Here is a 17,530-nt window from a genome sequence, read left to right as displayed (position 1 = left end):
GGTTGACGATGTATCGCTTGGCCGGTACGCATGGATTGAAGCAAAAGACTTTGGATCATGTTAGCGATCCAAGGTCTTTGTGATCTACAATATGCTTAAGCTCATTTTTTTTCCTTTGATGCGCAGCAACCAATTTACTGAAGAAGAACTGGCCGTGCAGGCGGCTCATCTTGCCAAAGAAGTCCAAGGACCAATACAAGGATTATGTATCGCCAGCATTATTGCCATTACTGATAAGATTCTCCCAGATCACATCAAAAAAATGTTATTGGAGGTGCTGAGAATGACCGATATTGAGAGATGGTTGCGAGAAGAAGGACGACAAGTAGGGCGAGAAGAAGGGCGGGAAGAAGGGATAAAACAGACCCAGCACACAAATGCCCTGAACGCACTTAAAGAAGGCCTCCCGCCTGAACTCGTAGTCAAGATTACCGGTTTGCCTTATGAAGAGGTACGTAAGCTGCAATTAACCTTACATTGACATGCCTCGAAAATAAAAGGCCACTGACTTTGTCAGCAGTCAGAACAAGACCTGTGCACCGGCACTGGTCTTGTTCTGGTTAACGATGTATCGCTTGGCGGTACGCGTGGATTGAAGCAAAAGACTTTGGATCGAGTTAGCGATCCAAGGTCTTTTTGATTCTTCAAAATAATTACAAAAAGGTGTATACATAAAAAGGAAATTAACTTATGGTGTCGAATATTACTCTAACAAACTTGTAGTTCAGAAACATGATACAATAAAGAAAGGATGTGACGGAAGAAGATGACCCAGGCAGAAGATTCTGTGCAAACTACTGAGGTAGCCTATCAGAACAAGGACATCGTCATGAAATTTATGGCCGAAACGTTTATGGACAAGACATTGGATGTATTTGGGCTGCATACCGCTCGCGTGCTTCGCGCAGTGCCGACAGTGTTGCCCATGGTGGAAGCCAAAGAACGTAGGATCGATTTTGTTTTTCTTTTGGAAGATGACAGCCTTTTGCATCTGGAATTTCAAGTTAACACACCGCCGGAACTGCTGCGCCGTATTGCTCTCTATGGGGCACGAATCGTCGAGCGTCACGGCAAACCTGTGCACACCGCCGTGATTTACGCTGGTAATGTCAAAGAAGCACCGGCGACTTTAGAAATGTCCTCCCTTACGTATCGCGTGGACAATGTCTTTATGCGCACTTTTGATGGCGACCTGGAAATGGAGCGGCTACAACACAAAATTCACAATCATGTGGGCTTGGATGAGCACGATATACTGAAGCTCATTTTTCTTCCTCTGATGCGCAGTAACCAATTAAATGAAGAAGAACTGGCCGTCCAGGCGGCCTATCTCGCCAAAGAAGTCCAAGGACCAGCACAGGGATTATGTATCGCCAGCATTATTGCTATTACTGATAAGATTCTCCCAGATCACATCAAAAAAATGTTATTGGAGGTGCTCAGAATGACCGATATTGAGAGATGGTTGCGGGAAGAAGGACGAGAAGAAGGGCGGGAAGAAGGGCGGGAAGAAGGGCGAGAAGAAGGGATAAAACAGACCCAGCAAACAAATGCCCTGAACGCACTTAAAGAAGGCCTCCCGCCTGAACTCGTAGTCAAGATTACTGGATTGCCTTATGAAGAGGTACGTAAGCTGCAATTAACCTTACATTGACATGCCTCAAAAATTCATGATCGGTCGATAAAGATAAAAGGCCACTGACTTTGTCAGCAGTCAGAACAAGACCTGTGCGCCGGCACTGGTCTTGTTCTGGTTAACGATGTATCGCTTGGCGGTACGCGTGGATTGAAGCAAAAGACTTTGGATCATGTTAGCGATCCAAGGTCTTTGTGATCTACAATATACTTAAGCTCATTTTTCTTCCTTTGATGCGCAGCAACCAATTTACTGAAGAAGAACTGGCCGTCCAGGCGGCCTATCTCGCCAAAGAAGTCCAAGGACCAGCACAGGGATTATGTATCGCCAGCATTATTGCTATTACTGATAAGATTCTCCCAGATCACATCAAGAAAATGTTATTGGAGGTGCTGAGAATGACCGATATTGAGAAATGGTTGCGAGAAGAAGGGCGGGAAGAAGGGATAAAACAGACCCAGCACACAAATGCCCTGAACGCACTTAAAGAAGGCCTCCCGCCTGAACTCGTAGTCAAGATTACCGGATTGCCTTATGAAGAGGTACGTAAGCTGCAATTAACCTTACATTGACATGCCTCGAAAATTCACGATCGGTCAATAAAAATACAAGGCCACTGACTCTGTCAGCAGCCAGAAAAGACCTGTGCGCCAGCACAGGTCTTTTGCTTGATTTCATAACCTTTTTTCCATCCTACAACAGCGCGTCCGAACCGGCGCGTCTAACAATTACAGATCCATCCGCTCAAAGCGCCAAAGCGCCAGAAGCAAAAACGCCACGACATACCCACCGGCATAAAGCACCATCAAATCACTGGGCGGCGCCCCCATGCTCAATGGCCCCATGGACATCGTCGATGCCGGACTGACATCACTGGTAGTGACCATCGCCATCAGCTTCCGGTACAGCGCATCGGTGGGCATCACCAAACTAACAGCAATACCAATCTGCACCATCAGCGGCTTGCTCAAGAGCCCGCCCACCTGTTCCAAGAAGCCGCCCACACCGGCAAGCACATAAAAGGTCATGGCCACCACCCCGGCAGCGACCGTCTTGAGCCACGTCCCCGCCAGCAACACAATAGCCAGCAGCACCAGCGGCTGCAGTAAAAACACGGCCCAAGCACCGACCAGCGAAGCCAAAGACAACCCTTCTAAACTGACCTGGTTATAGATCCCGTTGACCGCCAGCACAGCGCCAAAAAGCACCGTCCCATAAATGGCCGTCATCGCACCGAAGCCAACAAACTTGCCCAGCATGATCTGCGAGCGCGCCAGCGGCTTGGACGCCACAGCATGCATCAGACCGTTTTCCAACTCACCCATAATCGCACCGACACTGGTCACCAGCAAAAGCATCGCCAACAAAAAAGACGCAAAATGGAGCCCCATGGCCAGCAATTGTCGACCAATCATCTGCCCTAACAACGGCGGCCGGCCATGAAGGGCACGAACCCGCTGAATCTCCTGAGCGGCAAAATCCATGCCCAACACATAAAGGCCCAAAAACAACAGCGCCAACAAAAGGGACAACAAAAACACCTTTTTGCGCACGGCTTCGATAAAAGTCAACCGCGCAATCGTGCCCATCGGTCCGATCCGTCCCATCAGCTTAATCGCCGGGCCATCTGCAGCATCGCTTCTTTGCTGATCGTACCACGTAGCTGATAGAGATTCCCCTGCTCCATCCAAATCAAATGCTGCTGACCGCCATCACCGCGCGCAAAGACAGCATCCTCACCATTAACTTGTACTTTTTCCATCCGGCTCGCTTCATAGGGAACGACCATCGTATTGTGCCAATCATCAATCGCCGCCAGTTGTTGACGCAAGTCCGGCGGCAAAAAAGGCAGGGCTAACAAGGATGAGCGAAGCGCCTCCACATCCGTTCCCGGCGGCGCTACGATCTCCGGACTGGCAAACTGCGAAAAAGTCACCCGTTGCTCCTTAAGCACATAGTCCCGTTGCACACCTTGCGGGATAGCAATAGCAAAAGGCTGGTTATTTAAGGTGGCCGGCAAAAGCACTTTCGATCCCAAACTCGTGAGCAACTGATTCACTGCATCCACTTTCAGCGTAAACGAAGCATGTCCCCCCGTAAACACCGTAACCGGCTCCACCGGCGTCATGCCGGCAGGCAAGTCCAAGGGCTGGCGCAAAGGCAACGCCACCAGCGACCCGGCCTGCGACCAGGGCACTTGCTTTTGCTCCGGCTTCATGACCATCTCTACCTGGCCAAACTGCGCCAGATCAACAGACCCTACCTGCTGGCGAATTTGCGCCGCCATCTCTTCCATGGCGGCCGGATCAATCTGCACAGTTTGCATCTTTTTCGCCCGGAAAAGCCCCAGAAAATCAGCCGTTGCTTGTCGCACCGGTGTCAAAGCAAAGACCCCGGCCACCGTTGCCAGGACGAGCAACGCAATCAGGATCCGCGACAGATCAAACCGGTCGCGCCCGATTCGACGAACCATCGTTGATTCCTCCCATATCTGCTCCAGCGTATTCCTGTTTTCTCATGACCGTTGCGCCAAGCCCCGCTTACTGGTCATCAAGAAAAACAGATAAATACAGCTTTCACCGTTCAGGAGAAACCTATTCAGTTACCTCAGCCGCTGCCGGTACCGCCGCCGCCGTCCGCTCCAACCGCGGGCGACGAGGACCGAAATACTGATAGTAATTACACTGAATCCGCCCATTATAAAGCTTCCGCTTCTTATCAGCATTACGACCAAAGAAAAACTCAAAACGCGGATGAGACGTTAAAACAAAAACCGACCACGTCGGCAAGGTCGCACAAGCTTCCTTCAGCGAACGATAGACCGCCTCCGCTTCTTCCTGCTCGCCGAGCCGCTCCCCATAAGGCGGATTGCAAATCACAAACCCATAATCAAAGCGCGAACGCATCGCTTTGACATCCATCCGCTGAAAATGAATCTTATCGGCCACGCCGGCAACGCGGCTGTGATGGCGCGCATAACTCAGCACATCTTCACTGATATCGGTCCCGACAATCCGCAGCGGTTCATCGCGGCGCACAAGATCACGCGCTTCCTCCCGCGCCCGTCGCCAGAGTTCAGCCGGCACCTGATGCCATTTTTCCGCTGCAAACTCCCGAAAACTGCCAGGCGCCACATTCATGCCGATCAGGGCCGCTTCAATCGGAATCGTCCCGGAGCCGCAAAAAGGATCAATGAGCGGGCGGTCGGGATACCAGCGCGCCACCGACAACAGCGCCGCCGCCATCGTTTCTTTCAGCGCCGCCGGCCCATTCAACTGGCGATAGCCCCGCTTATGCAACCCGGGACCGCTCGTATCGATCGTCAAGGTCACCACATCCTTGAGCAAGCCCACTTCAATTTGATACTTCGGCCCGTTTTCGTCGAACCAGTTCTGGCGATAAGTTTGCTTCATCTTTTCGACAATCGCTTTTTTGGTGATCGCCTGGCAATCGGACACGCTGAAAAGCTGCGAGCGAATCGACTTGCCATCGACGGGAAAAAGAGCATTGACCGGCAACCAATCGGCCCAGGGCAGCGCCTTCACACCCTGAAACAACTCCTCAAAAGTCATGGCCCGGAAAGAGCCCACCTTGACCAAGACCCGTTCCGCACTGCGCAGCCACAGGTTCGTCCGCGCGATGGCCGCCATGTCGGCCCGGAAGGTTACGCGGCCGTCTTCCACCGTTTGATCATCATAACCAAGCCGCTTTAACTCATGAGCGACGACCGACTCCAGCCCAAAGGCTGCTGTTGCAATCAGTTCCACCGTTTTTGCCAATGTAGCCACCTCTATTTCTTCGATTATTTCAACTTCCAACTTCCAAGGATACCGATTCAAGACGCCGTTTTAACTTCCCGCTTCCCGGCGACCCCCACCGGCGCCTCATAACGCTCCCCTTGACGCGACCGCCAGTACATACCAGCCAGTCCCAACAGGATCAACAGCACCGCCACCACCTGGGCCGTCCGGAGGCCAGGGAACAATAAGTACGAACTGTCCATGCGAATGCTTTCAATCGCCACCCTGCCCAGATTGTAAACCACAAAATAGAGAAAAAAGGTCATACCGGAAGGGCGATTCCCCCGGCGAAAAGCCAGCAGCGCTAGACAACCAAGAACGTTCCAAACACTTTCATAAAGAAAAGCCGGATGCATCACCGTGCCTTCGATCCACATCTGATCACGAAGCCAACGCGGCATCCATGCTTCCAGCCAGAGCGGTATCGGCGCACCATAAGCCTCTTGATTAATAAAATTTCCCCACCGACCCAGCGCTTGTGATAAAATCAAATAAGGTGCAACCACATCGGCCCAGCGCCACAGAGGCTGCTTTTTCCGCCAGGCAAAGACCAGCCCGGCAGCGGCACCGGCCAGCACACCACCATGAATCGCCAAGCCCCCTTTCCAGACAGCCAAGATATCCTCCGGGTGCCGGCCGTAATAATCCCAACTCAGCACGAAGACTTCATAAAACCGCGCTCCCAAAATACTGGCCGGAATGACCACCAGCGCCGCATCCAGCAAAAAATCCCCGTCCAACCCCAAACGCTGACCTTCACGCCAGGACAAGTAAATGCCCAGCGCAATCGCCGACGTCAAGATCAAACCATACCAGTGCACCTTCCAAAAACCCAAGGTAAAGGCCACCGGATCGATCGGTATCGGCAAACTGCAAACCTCCTCCAATTTACTTTCACCCCTGCCCGACCGTGAAAGGGTAAAGGATTCAACGCCAAAGGGTTCAACGGTCCAACGGCCCGGCAGGAAAAGGCATGACTTATCGCTAATCAATAGGTTACCCAACAAGACCCCATGGCAACAATGCCCGAATCACAGGGCTACCCCGAAAAAAAGAAAGGTGGATCGTCATGTCCCAGAAAAATTGGTCATCCCCATCGCGCTGGCAGCGAGCAACCGCTACCGGCCTCGCCACCATCATGCTCAGCGCCGCCTTACCCGGCCTCAGTTGGGCCAACTCCCCCACAGCAGTCGCTTCGACGGCCGTCCCAAGCGCCGCTGGCAACAACAGGATCACCAAAAGCGCCGCCACCAAGAGCCAGCCGGCCACCAGCAGCAGCGCCGTCGTAGCCAGCAAGATCACTCTGGAAGAAGCGATCAACCGAGTCAAACAAACGATCATCATTCCCGCTACATATACCCACTTTACCTCAGGCTATACCAATGATGATACCCTACAAGGGTGGAGTCTGCAATGGACCAATCCCAGCATTGCCGATCAATACCTCAGCGCTTCCGTTAACGCCCAGACCGGTGAAATTACCTACCTGGAGCACTGGAAAAATACCTATCGCCGTGACGGCAGTCAAGCCCAAGTCAACGTGACCGTCGCCGAAGCGGAAGAACTGGCCCAAACCCTCTTGCAACGCCTTGCCGGGCAACGAGTCCAACAATTGGAGCGTGTGCCCATCGATCCGGCGATGAACATTCAACCGGGCAATATGGCCGGCTCCTATGAATTCCAGTGGCGGCGCATCGCTAACGGCCTGCCCTTTGCCGACAACGGCGTAACGATTTCGATCAACAGCGAAGACAGCTACTACCTCAATTACCGTCTCAACTGGACCGAAGGCAACGTCCCATCGCCCAAACCGGCCGTCACTCCGGAACGAGCACGGAAAATCGTCGACGACAACCGGATGCTGCAGTTAAACTACCAGCGCATCTATGACATGCGCCCCATGACCACCGGACAAATGCCCAAAGTGATCTTGGCCTACCGCTTCAATCACCCCTCAGGCGGCATCATTGATGCCGACAGCGGTGAACCCATTCAAAACCATCAAGGCTTTTACGGCATCGGCAAAGCGGAAGGCGGCATGGGCATGGGCGCGTCGATCACGCAGGCCAGCAGCAACGACGTGCCTCCCTTGACCGAACAAGAGATCAAAGAACTGACGACCACCGCCAGTTTGATCAGCCAAGAGCAAGCCATCCGGATCGTCAAACGGTGGGCACCGTCCACGCAAAAAGCCAGCTTGCGTTCAGCCAATCTCAACAGCGTCAATGAAGGCAAAGACCGCGTTTGGTATTTGATGTGGGAAACCAGCGGCAGTAACCCCCAATCCGTCTCGGCCCGCGTTGATGCAACCACCGGCGAACTGTTGGGTTTGGATATCAATGACCCGGAAAACCAAAAAAACACCAAACAGCTTTCCGAGACAGAAGCCCGTAAAGTGGCGGAAGATTTCCTGCAAAGTGTGGCCCCGGCCTATTTCAAAGATCTGCAGTTGGAAAACACGAGCACCGATTCCAGCATGCCCCGTCCCACCAACCACAGCTTCTTCTACAAGCGCCTGGTCAACGGGATCGTCTACCAAGACAACTACGCCTACGTTAACGTGACGAACGGCAAAGTCGTCAACTATGACTTGAACTGGAACAAGCATCAAGTGTTCCCGAGTGCCCAAAACATTCTTTCACAGCAAAAAGCAACGGACGCCTACTTTAAACTGCGTCCGCAAACCTTATCGTACCTGACGCAACGTGCGCCAGGCCAACCGACCAAAATCCGTCTCGTCTACCAGCCCATCGCCGATCCGACCATGCCCTTCTTTGAATTGCTTGATGCCCAGACCGGCAAACCCCTGGACTGGCAAGGCAAGCCGGTCCAACCGGGCGGCAATCGCTTTACCGACATCCAAGGCCATTACGGTGAAAAAGAAATCGCTTTCCTGGGCAAAGCCAACCTCTTCAAAGAATACGGCAACAGCTTCCGGCCTGATGAAGCGGCCACCGGCACCGCCGTATTGCGCGCCCTGCTGACCCTCAAAGGCGCCGGCGAAGGCATGGGCGCCACCGGCACCGAGGAAGACATTCTCCGGCAAGCACGGGAACTGGGCTTAGTCAAAGAAGACATGAATCCCGCCGATCCCTTGCGCCGCGACGTGATGGCGCAGTTGATCGTGCGCTACCTGGGCCTCGATGCGGCGGCACGCTACTCAGACATCTTCCAAGTACCTTATAGCGATACGGCCTTAATCAAAAACGACGCCGTCGGCCACGTGATCATCGCATCGCGCCTCGGCATCATCCGCGGCAACTACAGCGAAGAAAACAGATCCTACGGCCCCGGCGAACAAATCAACCGCGCCCAAGCGGCCATCGCCATTTACCGGGCGATGAACATCCCAAAATAACTTCACCCTGCGTAACGAATCCAGCGGCTTCGACTACAACTCCGATACAAATCCAACGACCACTACCGTTCCAACGTCCGTTCATGACAACTCTTCGTCATTACAGCTTACCGAGCGATCGACCCAGACCGGCGCCAAGCGTTCCAACAACGCTTGGCCTGCGGTCCAGTCGATCGCTTTTTTTTCGACTTCTTCTTCCTGACCGGCCTCGGCCAGCGCCACCACCGTCACCGTTTCCAAATAGCGAATCTCGGCAATGGCAATCCCCGCCGTGCGCAGTTCCCGCTCGACACGCCCCAGTTGGCTGTAGTCAATCCCGATGGCAATGGGCCGGTGCAGGGTCCGCTCGATCACACCGACAGCGGCCAGCCCGGCACTGACGGCTTTGCTGTAAGCGCGAACCAAGCCACCAGCACCCAACTTGACACCGCCAAAATAGCGCGTCACCACAACAACCGTATCCTTAAGCCCCGACTTCTTCAAGACCTCCAGCATGGGCTTGCCGGCCGTCCCCGCCGGTTCGCCGTCATCATTGGCCTTTTGAAATTGATCATGATCACCGACCACGTAAGCGGTACAGTTGTGCGTAGCGTCCCAGTGTTGCTTGCGAATTCGCTCAATGAAATGTAACGCATCCGCTTCCGTTTCGGCCCGTTTCACATAAGCAAGAAAGCGGGATTTTTGAATCACGATCTCCCCGCAACCTTCACCCTGGACCGTTCGATAGCGGAGCAATTTGTTTGGAAGTTGATCCTGCAACGCACTTACCCCTTTGCTCAAGATCTTCACCGTCCTGCCTTCGCAGCAGCAAAGGACCAGGCCGTCGCCACAATCGTCTCCAGATCGCCATAGCGCGGCTGCCAGCCCAGCACATGGCGCGCCCGCTCATTAGACGCCACCAGCACAGCCGGATCGCCGGCGCGGCGCCCTTCCATCATCACCGGAATCGGTTGACCGGTGACTTTGCGTGCCGCAGCAATCACTTCCAGCACGGAAAAACCACGGCCATTGCCCAAATTAAACACACCGGACGGACCACCACGGTCCAAATGCTGCATCGCCAGCACATGGGCATCGGCTAGGTCAGCCACATGGACATAATCACGCAAACAAGTTCCGTCGGGCGTCGGATAATCATCGCCAAAGACGGTTACAGCGCTTCGTTCACCGAGGGCCACTTTCAAGACGTTCGGAATCAAGTGCGTCTCCGGATCATGGCGTTCCCCGCTTCGTCCCGCCGGATCAGCGCCAGCAGCATTAAAATAGCGAAGCGCCGCCCAGCGCAGGCCATGAACCCGCTCGAACCAGGGCAGCATCTGTTCGATCATCCATTTGGATAAGCCATAGGGATTGGTCGATTGTTGCCGGTGCCCTTCATCGATGGGCACCGTTTCCGGCTCCCCATAGACAGCGGCAGTCGACGATAAGACAAACCGCTTGACACCGTGGCGCGCCATCGTTTGCAAAAGTGACGCCGTCCCGGCTGTATTGGCCAAAAAATAAGCCCCCGGATCGCCCATGGACTCACCGACCAAACTGCGCGCCGCAAAGTGCAATACCCCTTCTACGGGATGGCGCCGGAAGATCGCCCCCACCAGATCCGCATCGGCAATATCACCTTGATAAAAAAGGGCACCTTCCGGCACCAGATCACGATGGCCCGTCGATAAATTATCAAGAACTACCACAGCATGTCCGGACGCTTGTAACGCCAACACCGTATGGCTGCCAATATAACCGGCTCCGCCAGTCACTAAAAACAAAAGCACTTCCTCCTTTTGGTTACGCAGGTTGCCGATTTCGCTGATGGCAGCGTAACGCTACGACGTCACTTGACCAATCCAGACGTTATCACCTTCAAGCTAGCGCTACATTCAACTTATGGCATCGATTTCCCTGCGCCGTGATAATGGCGAGGCACACGATAACTGACCAAACAAACCGTTTCATAATTAATTGTCCCGGCATGACGGGCCACTTCATCAACCGACAAAAATTCGCCTCCTTGTCGGCCAAAAAGCACGGCTTCATCACCAACAGATACAGCCGGCACATCAGTCACATCAATCATGCATTGATCCATACAGACCCGGCCCACGAGCGGCACACGCCGGCCCCGAACAAGCACGTGGGCACAGTTGGACATCAAGCGGATCCAGCCGTCGGCATAGCCGATCGGCAAGGTAGCAATGACCGATTCCCGCGCCGTCCGAAAGGTACAGCCGTAGCTGATGGCGGTGCCTGCCGGCACGGTCTTGAGATGGGCGATACGCGCTTTGAGCTCCATGGCCGGTGCCAGAGGGAACGGAAAGGTCACTTCATCAGAAGGTTGCAATCCGTACAAGATGATCCCGGCTCGCACCATATCGAGATGAGTTTCGGGCATCTCCAAAATGGCGGCGCTGTTGGCGATATGGCGGATCGGCACCCTAATTCCTCGCTTCGCCACTGCCGCCAAAACTTGTTGAAAGGCTGCCCACTGGGCATGGGCATAGCTTTTATCGCGACTATCGGAGGCAGCAAAATGCGAAAAGATGCCCTCCAGATCAAGCCCCGGCAACCGAGCAATAGCCGCTGCCAGGTCACCGGCCTCTTCGGGCAGCACACCGATACGCCCCATGCCGGTATCGACTTTCAAATGCACCGTCAGCGTCTTTCCCGCCGCCTGGGCCGCCTCGGAATAAGCGGTGGCCGTCGGCAGATCAAAAACGGTCAGCGCCGCACCGGTCGCAAGGGCTGCACCGGCTAATTCCGGCGGCGTATAGCCCAAGATGAGAATCGGCGCGGTGATTCCCGCCCCGCGTAATTCTTCCACTTCCGAAAGCAAGGCAACACCCAAATAGGTCGCGCCTGCATCCAGGGCTGCCTTAGCTACCGGCACGGCACCATGGCCGTAACCATTGGCTTTAACGACAGCCATCACCTGAGTGCTTGGTTGCACATGCTGACAGATATTACGAACATTTGCGGCAATGGCCGCAAGGTCGACGTCAGCCCAGACCGGGCGTTCCATTTCCAACCAACCCCTTTCCAACGATCAGCTACAATCAGCAACCATGCCTAACAAAATTTATGCCCAAAGGCGCCACCAAGGACGCAGGGCTTTGACAATATCCCGATCAAGCTCTTCACCGGCCAATAAGCGCCGGTGATTGGCATAGAGCCGTCCGGCATCGATGCCCCAGCGATGCAATTGGGCTGATGCTTGATCAAACAAGAAGGTACGTCGCCGGGACGAATGGGCATCGGAGCCGATGAGCGAGACGAGGCCCTGCTCAAAGAGCCGCTCCACCACCTTGAACACAGACTCCCCATAGTGTCCGACAATGCTGCCGGCATTAACTTGCAGCACTGTGCCCCGAGCCACCCACTCTTCAAGGAGTTCGAGGGAATCACGAAAATAACGATACCGCTCCGGGTGGGCGATGACCACTTGAGCACCGGCCACCTGCAGTTCAAACAGTACATCACTGATCCAAGAAGCATATTGATTGAGCGGCAGTTCCACGAGCAGTTTGTTCCCTTCCCCCGTTAACGGTAGCAACTTCCCTTCCCGCCACAAACGAGGTACTTCTTCCGTCAGGTACACTTCATGGCCAGGCAAGAGTTCTAGTTCTATAGCATGCTCCGTCAATGCCGCTTGCAACGCCGCACAAGCTTGGCGCACTTCATCAGGTGGCGGCGCGTCACCGTGCGGTAGAAAATGGGGCGTAACGGTGATCGTGCGGACACCCTGGTCAAAGGCTTGCCGCGCCATGGCCAGCGACTCTTCCAGATCAGGGGCACCATCATCGATACCGGGAAGAATGTGACAATGCAAATCGATAATTGCGTCTTCCATAGGTTGCTTCACTGCCATGGGTCCACCTGTCCTTTTTGATTGATTATAACGAGCAAAGAAAAGAAAAAAAACCCCGTTTTGTCGTCACAAAACAGGGCGTACCGCTTATTCGCTTTGGTTTTGCGATCCACCGTAGTAGTAGTAATAGTAGTAATCTTCGCCATGGATCTCCATACCGTTTAAGATGGCGCCGATGATCCGTCCTTGGCTTTGTTGCAAGCGCGTTGTGGCTAGCTTGGCCATCTCAATGGTGGCTTGCTTGGCCCGAATCACCAGAAAAATACCGTCCACATGACTGGCTAAGACGACGGGATCGGTGACGGCCACGGCCGGCGGTGTATCGATGAGGATCAAGTCATAACGTTGGCGAAGATCATCGAGCAAATCCTGCATCCGCGGGCTCGACAGTAATTCTGACGGGTTGGGCGGAATGGGGCCGCTGGTCATTACATCTAACTGCGGGATGCTGGTCAGATTGATCGCATCGACTTCGGGACACTTGTCAACAAGGACATTGGTCAAGCCAACGGAATTGCTGACATGAAAAATTTTATGTTGCACAGGCTTGCGTAAGTCACAGTCAATCAGCAAGGTTTTGGTGCCGTTTTGAGCAAAGGTAACAGCCACGTTGGCCGTGACCGTCGATTTGCCTTCGCGCGGGCCGGCACTGGTAAACAAAAAGACTTTCGCCTGCTCTTGGATGGCTGTGGCAAAGCGAATACTGGTGCGCAGCGTACGGTAGGCTTCGGCGATGGGTGACTTGGGATTATCGAGGGCGATCACTTTGCGTTCCGGCTGCCGGTGATCGCGTTTTTTCTTCTTAGAGCTGCTGCTAAACCAACTCACCGTTTTCCTCCCTTCCCGCGTAGCATTTCATCATCATGGCCGGGGATCATGCCCAACACGGGGATGCCGAGGTGCTGCTCCACATCGTCTTGATTTTTAATGCGGTTATCGAGCATTTCCACGACAAAGGCAATCCCGACAGAAACAATGAGGCCAAGGACCAAACTGATGGCCATATTCATCGCTTTTTTGGGTTTGACCGGCGATGTGGGCATGACGGCGGGCGAAGCGATTTTGACGGTCGTTTCACCTTGGTTGATCGACTTGGCGATCCGCGTTTGGGCTACTTTGTCGACGAGCAAGGTTTGGGTCTTACTCAGCCGATCGACCTCACGTTTTAAGCGCTCTTGCTCGGTTTGTTTGTTGGCCAATTCTTCGGTGATCTGCCGCCATTGACCTTCAATGGAAGCGATGGCAGCGGTGGTTGTGGCCAGTTCGGCTTGTTTGCCAGCCAACTGGGCGGATTTTTGACTGTAGTCAATGCGCAGGCTGTTGTAGATCGGGTTAGCTTCTTCCACTTCAGTCACACCGCCGAAGCCGCCTACGTCAGCACCGGTGCCCACACGGCGTACCGTTTGGGTGACCGGCATTTGGGTCATCTGCTGCTCCATCTGCTTGATCTGGGCTTGCAACTGCTGAATATCGATCTCCGCCTGCATCTTGGCATTACGGTACTTCGTCAAGGACTCCAGTAAATTTTTGGATTCTTGTTCCAGAATATTGGGATTGCGTGGTTGCCCGTAGAAGGTGTTCAACGCTTCCACAGCTTTTTGCAGGTTCTTTTCTTCTTCTGTGGCCTGGGCATCGAGGAGGTTTCCGGACTTGGTCAACTTCTCCACATTGGTGGAAGCAATATAATCGACAAACTCTTGGGCCAATGCATTAGCAATTTCTTTGGCCAGCAGTGGATCTTGTTCGGAGACGCGCACTTCGAGCAAGTTGGTGTCTTTAATCAGGGTGGCATCGATCTGACCAAGTAAGCCAAACAAACTGTAACGGTCTTGCAAGCCTAACTTGTCAATGACGCGCTGTGCTACGGTTTCGTTTTTTACTTGATTGACGTAGGACTGTAGCGTCAGTTCGGGAATGCGCGATGCTTGAGCGACCACATCTTCGAGGCCTTCACCGTTTTTCCCTTGCTGGCCAAGTTGCTTGACATCGCCGGCCTGCAGGATCAGCAAGGTAGTGCGCGCTTCATAAACAGGCGAAAGCACAAAAAAGCTGAGAATCGCCGCTGTCAACAAGGAAAGCAACGTCAACCCGGCGATCATGCTTTTCCATTTTTTGATCACGCCAAAGAGGCGGCGCAGATCAATTTCATCATCAAGCACCCCTCGTTGGTTCGACTCTATTGATGTTTGCGCAGGATCTTGCATAGATGGGTTCCGTCCTTCTCTATGTATTGATATAGGTTAACCCTAACTTTGATATAGTTCTCCATTATGAGAAACAATCCTGCATGATGACGCTTTTTTCTAGTTACAATTCGACACAAAAACCCCACAATTTAGTTTTCATTTTTCCTATATAAAATCCCATAGACAGCATCAGATCTAGATAAATATTCAGATCAATAATCAAAGAAAACATCGGGTTTTTTGAAGGTTTATACTAACTTTCTTGATTTTACATACCAGTCAGCGAATTTCTGTAATCCGTCTTCAATGGATGTAGATGGTTGAAAACCTACTGCTTCCTGGATTTTTTGTGTGGATGCATAGGTAGCAGGCACGTCCCCATCCTTCAGAGGTTCGAATAACTTTTCAAAGATAATTTCTCTACCAACTGCCTTGCTTAAAGCTTTCTCAAGAGTTGTTATGAATGTCATAAGTTTTTGCGGACTGTTGTTTCCTATATTAAAAACCCTTTGAGGAACTAAATCATCAGGGGGGTTATTAAGAATCCTCATAATTACTTCCACTATGTCATCTATATATGTAAAGTCCCTATACAAATCTTGCTCAAAATTCCCATTGTTGAATATTCTTATGGCTTCTCCAGCAAAATGCTTATCAGCAAAATTAAAGTATGCCATATCTGGTCTTCCCATAGGTCCATATACCGTAAAAAATCTTAGCCCTGTAGCAGGTATTTTATAGAGATGGCTGTAGGTGTGGGCCATTAATTCATTTGATTTCTTTGTAGCAGCATATAGTGATATAGGATTATCCACAAAATCCGTTTCCTCGAATGGAACCTTTTTATTTGCCCCATAAACCGAGCTTGATGATGCATATAAAAGATGATCTACAGGATTATGCCTACATGCTTCAAGAATATTAAAAAATCCAATGATATTACTTTGAATATACACTTCTGGATTTTCTAACGAATAGCGAACACCTGCCTGTGCAGCTAAATTCACTACAATATTAGGCTTGTATTCTTCGAACAATTTGGTAATTAAAGCCTTTTCCGAAATATCACCTTTTATAAACGAGAATTTCTCTAATAGTTTAAGCTGATCTAAACGAGTATGTTTAAGTTTTACATCGTAATAATCATTCATATTATCTATACCAATTACCTTGCATCCATGTTCTAAAAGTTTTTTAGATAAAAAAAATCCTATAAAACCTGCCACCCCAGTTACAAGGTATATTTTCGATCTATCTATTTGTTTATAACTCAATTTCTCATCTCCCATGATAGTTTCTTCCAACAGAGTAGTATTCAACTCCTGCTTTTCTCATGTCTTTTATTTCATAAATATTTCTTCCGTCAAAAACCAATGGTGTTCTCATGAGATTTTTATAATCTTCTGGAGCTACAGACTTTACTTCGCTCCATTCAGTAAATATAAAGCAAATATTAGCATCTATCAATGCATCTTTTATATTATCTACGTATGTAATTCTTCCTTTATCATGTTTGCCTTCTGGGAATCTATCCTCAAAATTTTTCTTGCCTACTGGGTCAAAAGCATAGATATTTGCTCCTTGTGCTAACAATAACGGCACATTTTCAAGCGACGGAGCTTCCCTAAGATCATCTGTTCCCGGTTTAAATGTTAGCCCAAGAACAGCAACTTTTAAACCGTTAAATGTTATCAATCTGCTGCTGGCCTTCTTGTAAAGCAGAGTCTTTTGTTCCTTATTAACAGCTATGCCAGCCTTTACGGTCCTTAATTCATAGCCATTTTGTTTGGCAAGGTATTCTAGCGCTTTCGTATCCTTAGGAAAACACGATCCCCCATAACCAATACCAGCACTCAGAAACTTGTTGCCAATACGCTCGTCAAAGCTCATACCTTTAGCAACGTCCTGTATATCCGCTCCCACCAGTTCACAGAGATTAGCAATGTCATTCATATACGATATTTTAAGCGCTAAAAAGTTATTTGAGGCATATTTTATCATCTCGGCAGATCTTCTGCTCACAGACACTATTGGAAGATTGAATGGTTCGTAAATCTTCTTAAGCATATCTTCTGCCCATTTACTATCTGTTCCAATGATTACCCTTGCCGCATGAAGTGTATCTCGTACGGCCGTTCCCTGGGCCAAAAATTCTGGATTAGAAGCCACTTCTACCTTAACATCATTAATTAAAAAGTCCTTTATAAACTGCTCAACTTTATCATTGGTACCAATGGGCACCGTGGATTTAACGACAACAAGACAGTCCCTCATTACAGTTTCAGCTATCTGCCTTGCTACCGTCGCAATATATGTAAGATTAGCAGATCCATCAGGTTGCTCTGGAGTTCCTACCCCAATAAATATTGCATCCGCATCTTTGTAGGCTGATTTATAGTCTGTCGTATAGCTAATTCTACCTTCTGCATAGTTCTTCTGCATCAGTTCTTCCAGATCTGCTTCATAAATTGGAGAAACCCCTGATTTCATTATATTAACTTTATTCTCATCAGTATCGACACAAGTTACCTGATGTCCCTTTTCGGCAAAGCACACACCGGATACAAGACCAACATAACCAGTTCCCGCTATTGCTATTTTGCACATGCCGAATTACCTTTCTTTAATTTATTTTTATTATGTAACATGAACCGTTGTTCCAGTGGTTACCAAAATGACCATGATCCAATA

At 51.1% G+C, this 17,530-nt stretch carries 16 protein-coding genes; 4 read left to right on the top strand and 12 right to left on the bottom strand.

Features of this window, described 5'->3' with window-relative positions; all coding sequences use genetic code 11:
• Positions 1-91: 91 nt before the first annotated feature.
• The 3 genes from EDD73_RS07485 (at position 92) to EDD73_RS07475 (ending at position 2,208) form a co-directional block, all read left to right on the top strand.
• Positions 92-481, top strand: a complete 390-nt coding sequence (locus EDD73_RS07485; RefSeq protein ID WP_131919168.1) for an RpnC/YadD family protein — start codon at positions 92-94, stop codon at positions 479-481.
• Positions 482-766: 285 nt separating this feature from the next.
• Positions 767-1,654 carry an RpnC/YadD family protein gene (locus EDD73_RS07480; protein ID WP_131919167.1) on the top strand — a complete coding sequence of 296 codons (888 nt, stop codon included), beginning with the start codon at positions 767-769 and terminating at the stop codon, positions 1,652-1,654.
• 176 nt (positions 1,655-1,830) lie between these two features.
• A complete protein-coding gene (locus EDD73_RS07475; RefSeq protein ID WP_131919166.1) occupies positions 1,831-2,208 on the top strand; it encodes an RpnC/YadD family protein in 378 nt (125 codons plus the stop codon).
• A 156-nt stretch (positions 2,209-2,364) separates the two neighbouring features.
• On the opposite strand, the gene EDD73_RS07470 is transcribed toward EDD73_RS07475, so the two are convergent.
• The 4 genes from EDD73_RS07470 to lgt all read right to left on the bottom strand — a co-directional run bounded on the left by EDD73_RS07470 (position 2,365) and on the right by lgt (position 6,305).
• Positions 2,365-3,243: an ABC transporter permease subunit gene (locus tag EDD73_RS07470; protein ID WP_243116835.1), complete on the bottom strand. Its 879-nt coding sequence runs from the start codon at positions 3,241-3,243 to the stop codon at positions 2,365-2,367.
• Positions 3,243-4,109, bottom strand: coding sequence for a DUF4367 domain-containing protein (locus EDD73_RS07465; protein WP_131919165.1), 867 nt, complete (start codon positions 4,107-4,109; stop codon positions 3,243-3,245). Before EDD73_RS07465 ends, EDD73_RS07470 begins: the two co-directional genes overlap by 1 nt.
• 121 nt (positions 4,110-4,230) lie before the next feature.
• Positions 4,231-5,415, bottom strand: coding sequence for a THUMP domain-containing class I SAM-dependent RNA methyltransferase (locus EDD73_RS07460; protein ID WP_131919164.1), 1,185 nt, complete (start codon positions 5,413-5,415; stop codon positions 4,231-4,233).
• A gap of 56 nt (positions 5,416-5,471) precedes the next feature.
• A complete protein-coding gene (gene lgt, locus EDD73_RS07455; RefSeq protein ID WP_165876380.1) occupies positions 5,472-6,305 on the bottom strand; it encodes a prolipoprotein diacylglyceryl transferase in 834 nt (277 codons plus the stop codon).
• A gap of 200 nt (positions 6,306-6,505) precedes the next feature.
• Here lgt and EDD73_RS07450 point away from each other — a divergent pair, with 200 nt between their 5' ends.
• A complete protein-coding gene (locus EDD73_RS07450) occupies positions 6,506-8,794 on the top strand; it encodes a YcdB/YcdC domain-containing protein (protein WP_131919162.1) in 2,289 nt (762 codons plus the stop codon).
• A gap of 81 nt (positions 8,795-8,875) precedes the next feature.
• On the opposite strand, the gene EDD73_RS07445 is transcribed toward EDD73_RS07450, so the two are convergent.
• The 8 genes from EDD73_RS07445 to EDD73_RS07410 form a co-directional block, all read right to left on the bottom strand.
• A complete protein-coding gene (locus EDD73_RS07445; protein ID WP_243116834.1) occupies positions 8,876-9,553 on the bottom strand; it encodes a YigZ family protein in 678 nt (225 codons plus the stop codon).
• 26 nt (positions 9,554-9,579) lie between these two features.
• Positions 9,580-10,563 carry a UDP-glucose 4-epimerase GalE gene (gene galE, locus EDD73_RS07440; protein ID WP_131919161.1) on the bottom strand — a complete coding sequence of 328 codons (984 nt, stop codon included), beginning with the start codon at positions 10,561-10,563 and terminating at the stop codon, positions 9,580-9,582.
• A 110-nt stretch (positions 10,564-10,673) separates the two neighbouring features.
• Positions 10,674-11,807 (bottom strand): alanine racemase, encoded by a 1,134-nt coding sequence (gene alr, locus EDD73_RS07435; protein WP_131919160.1) that lies wholly within the window; start codon positions 11,805-11,807, stop codon positions 10,674-10,676.
• Between the two features lie 57 nt (positions 11,808-11,864).
• Positions 11,865-12,647, bottom strand: a complete 783-nt coding sequence (locus tag EDD73_RS07430) for a tyrosine-protein phosphatase (RefSeq protein ID WP_131919159.1) — start codon at positions 12,645-12,647, stop codon at positions 11,865-11,867.
• Between the two features lie 93 nt (positions 12,648-12,740).
• Positions 12,741-13,481, bottom strand: coding sequence for a CpsD/CapB family tyrosine-protein kinase (locus EDD73_RS07425; protein ID WP_131919158.1), 741 nt, complete (start codon positions 13,479-13,481; stop codon positions 12,741-12,743).
• On the bottom strand, positions 13,478-14,857 hold the full coding sequence (locus tag EDD73_RS07420) for a GumC family protein (protein ID WP_131919157.1): 1,380 nt from the start codon (positions 14,855-14,857) through the stop codon (positions 13,478-13,480). The genes EDD73_RS07425 and EDD73_RS07420 overlap by 4 nt, the downstream gene beginning before the upstream one ends.
• Before the next feature lie 230 nt (positions 14,858-15,087).
• Positions 15,088-16,128: a GDP-mannose 4,6-dehydratase gene (locus EDD73_RS07415; RefSeq protein ID WP_131919223.1), complete on the bottom strand. Its 1,041-nt coding sequence runs from the start codon at positions 16,126-16,128 to the stop codon at positions 15,088-15,090.
• Positions 16,118-17,446, bottom strand: coding sequence for a UDP-glucose dehydrogenase family protein (locus EDD73_RS07410; RefSeq protein WP_131919156.1), 1,329 nt, complete (start codon positions 17,444-17,446; stop codon positions 16,118-16,120). Before EDD73_RS07410 ends, EDD73_RS07415 begins: the two co-directional genes overlap by 11 nt.
• Between the last annotated feature and the right edge of the window lie 84 nt (positions 17,447-17,530).

Source organism: Heliophilum fasciatum (assembly GCF_004341395.1).
Classification (GTDB): domain Bacteria; phylum Bacillota; class Desulfitobacteriia; order Heliobacteriales; family Heliobacteriaceae; genus Heliophilum; species Heliophilum fasciatum.
This window is presented reverse-complemented; position numbering and strand designations above follow the sequence as displayed.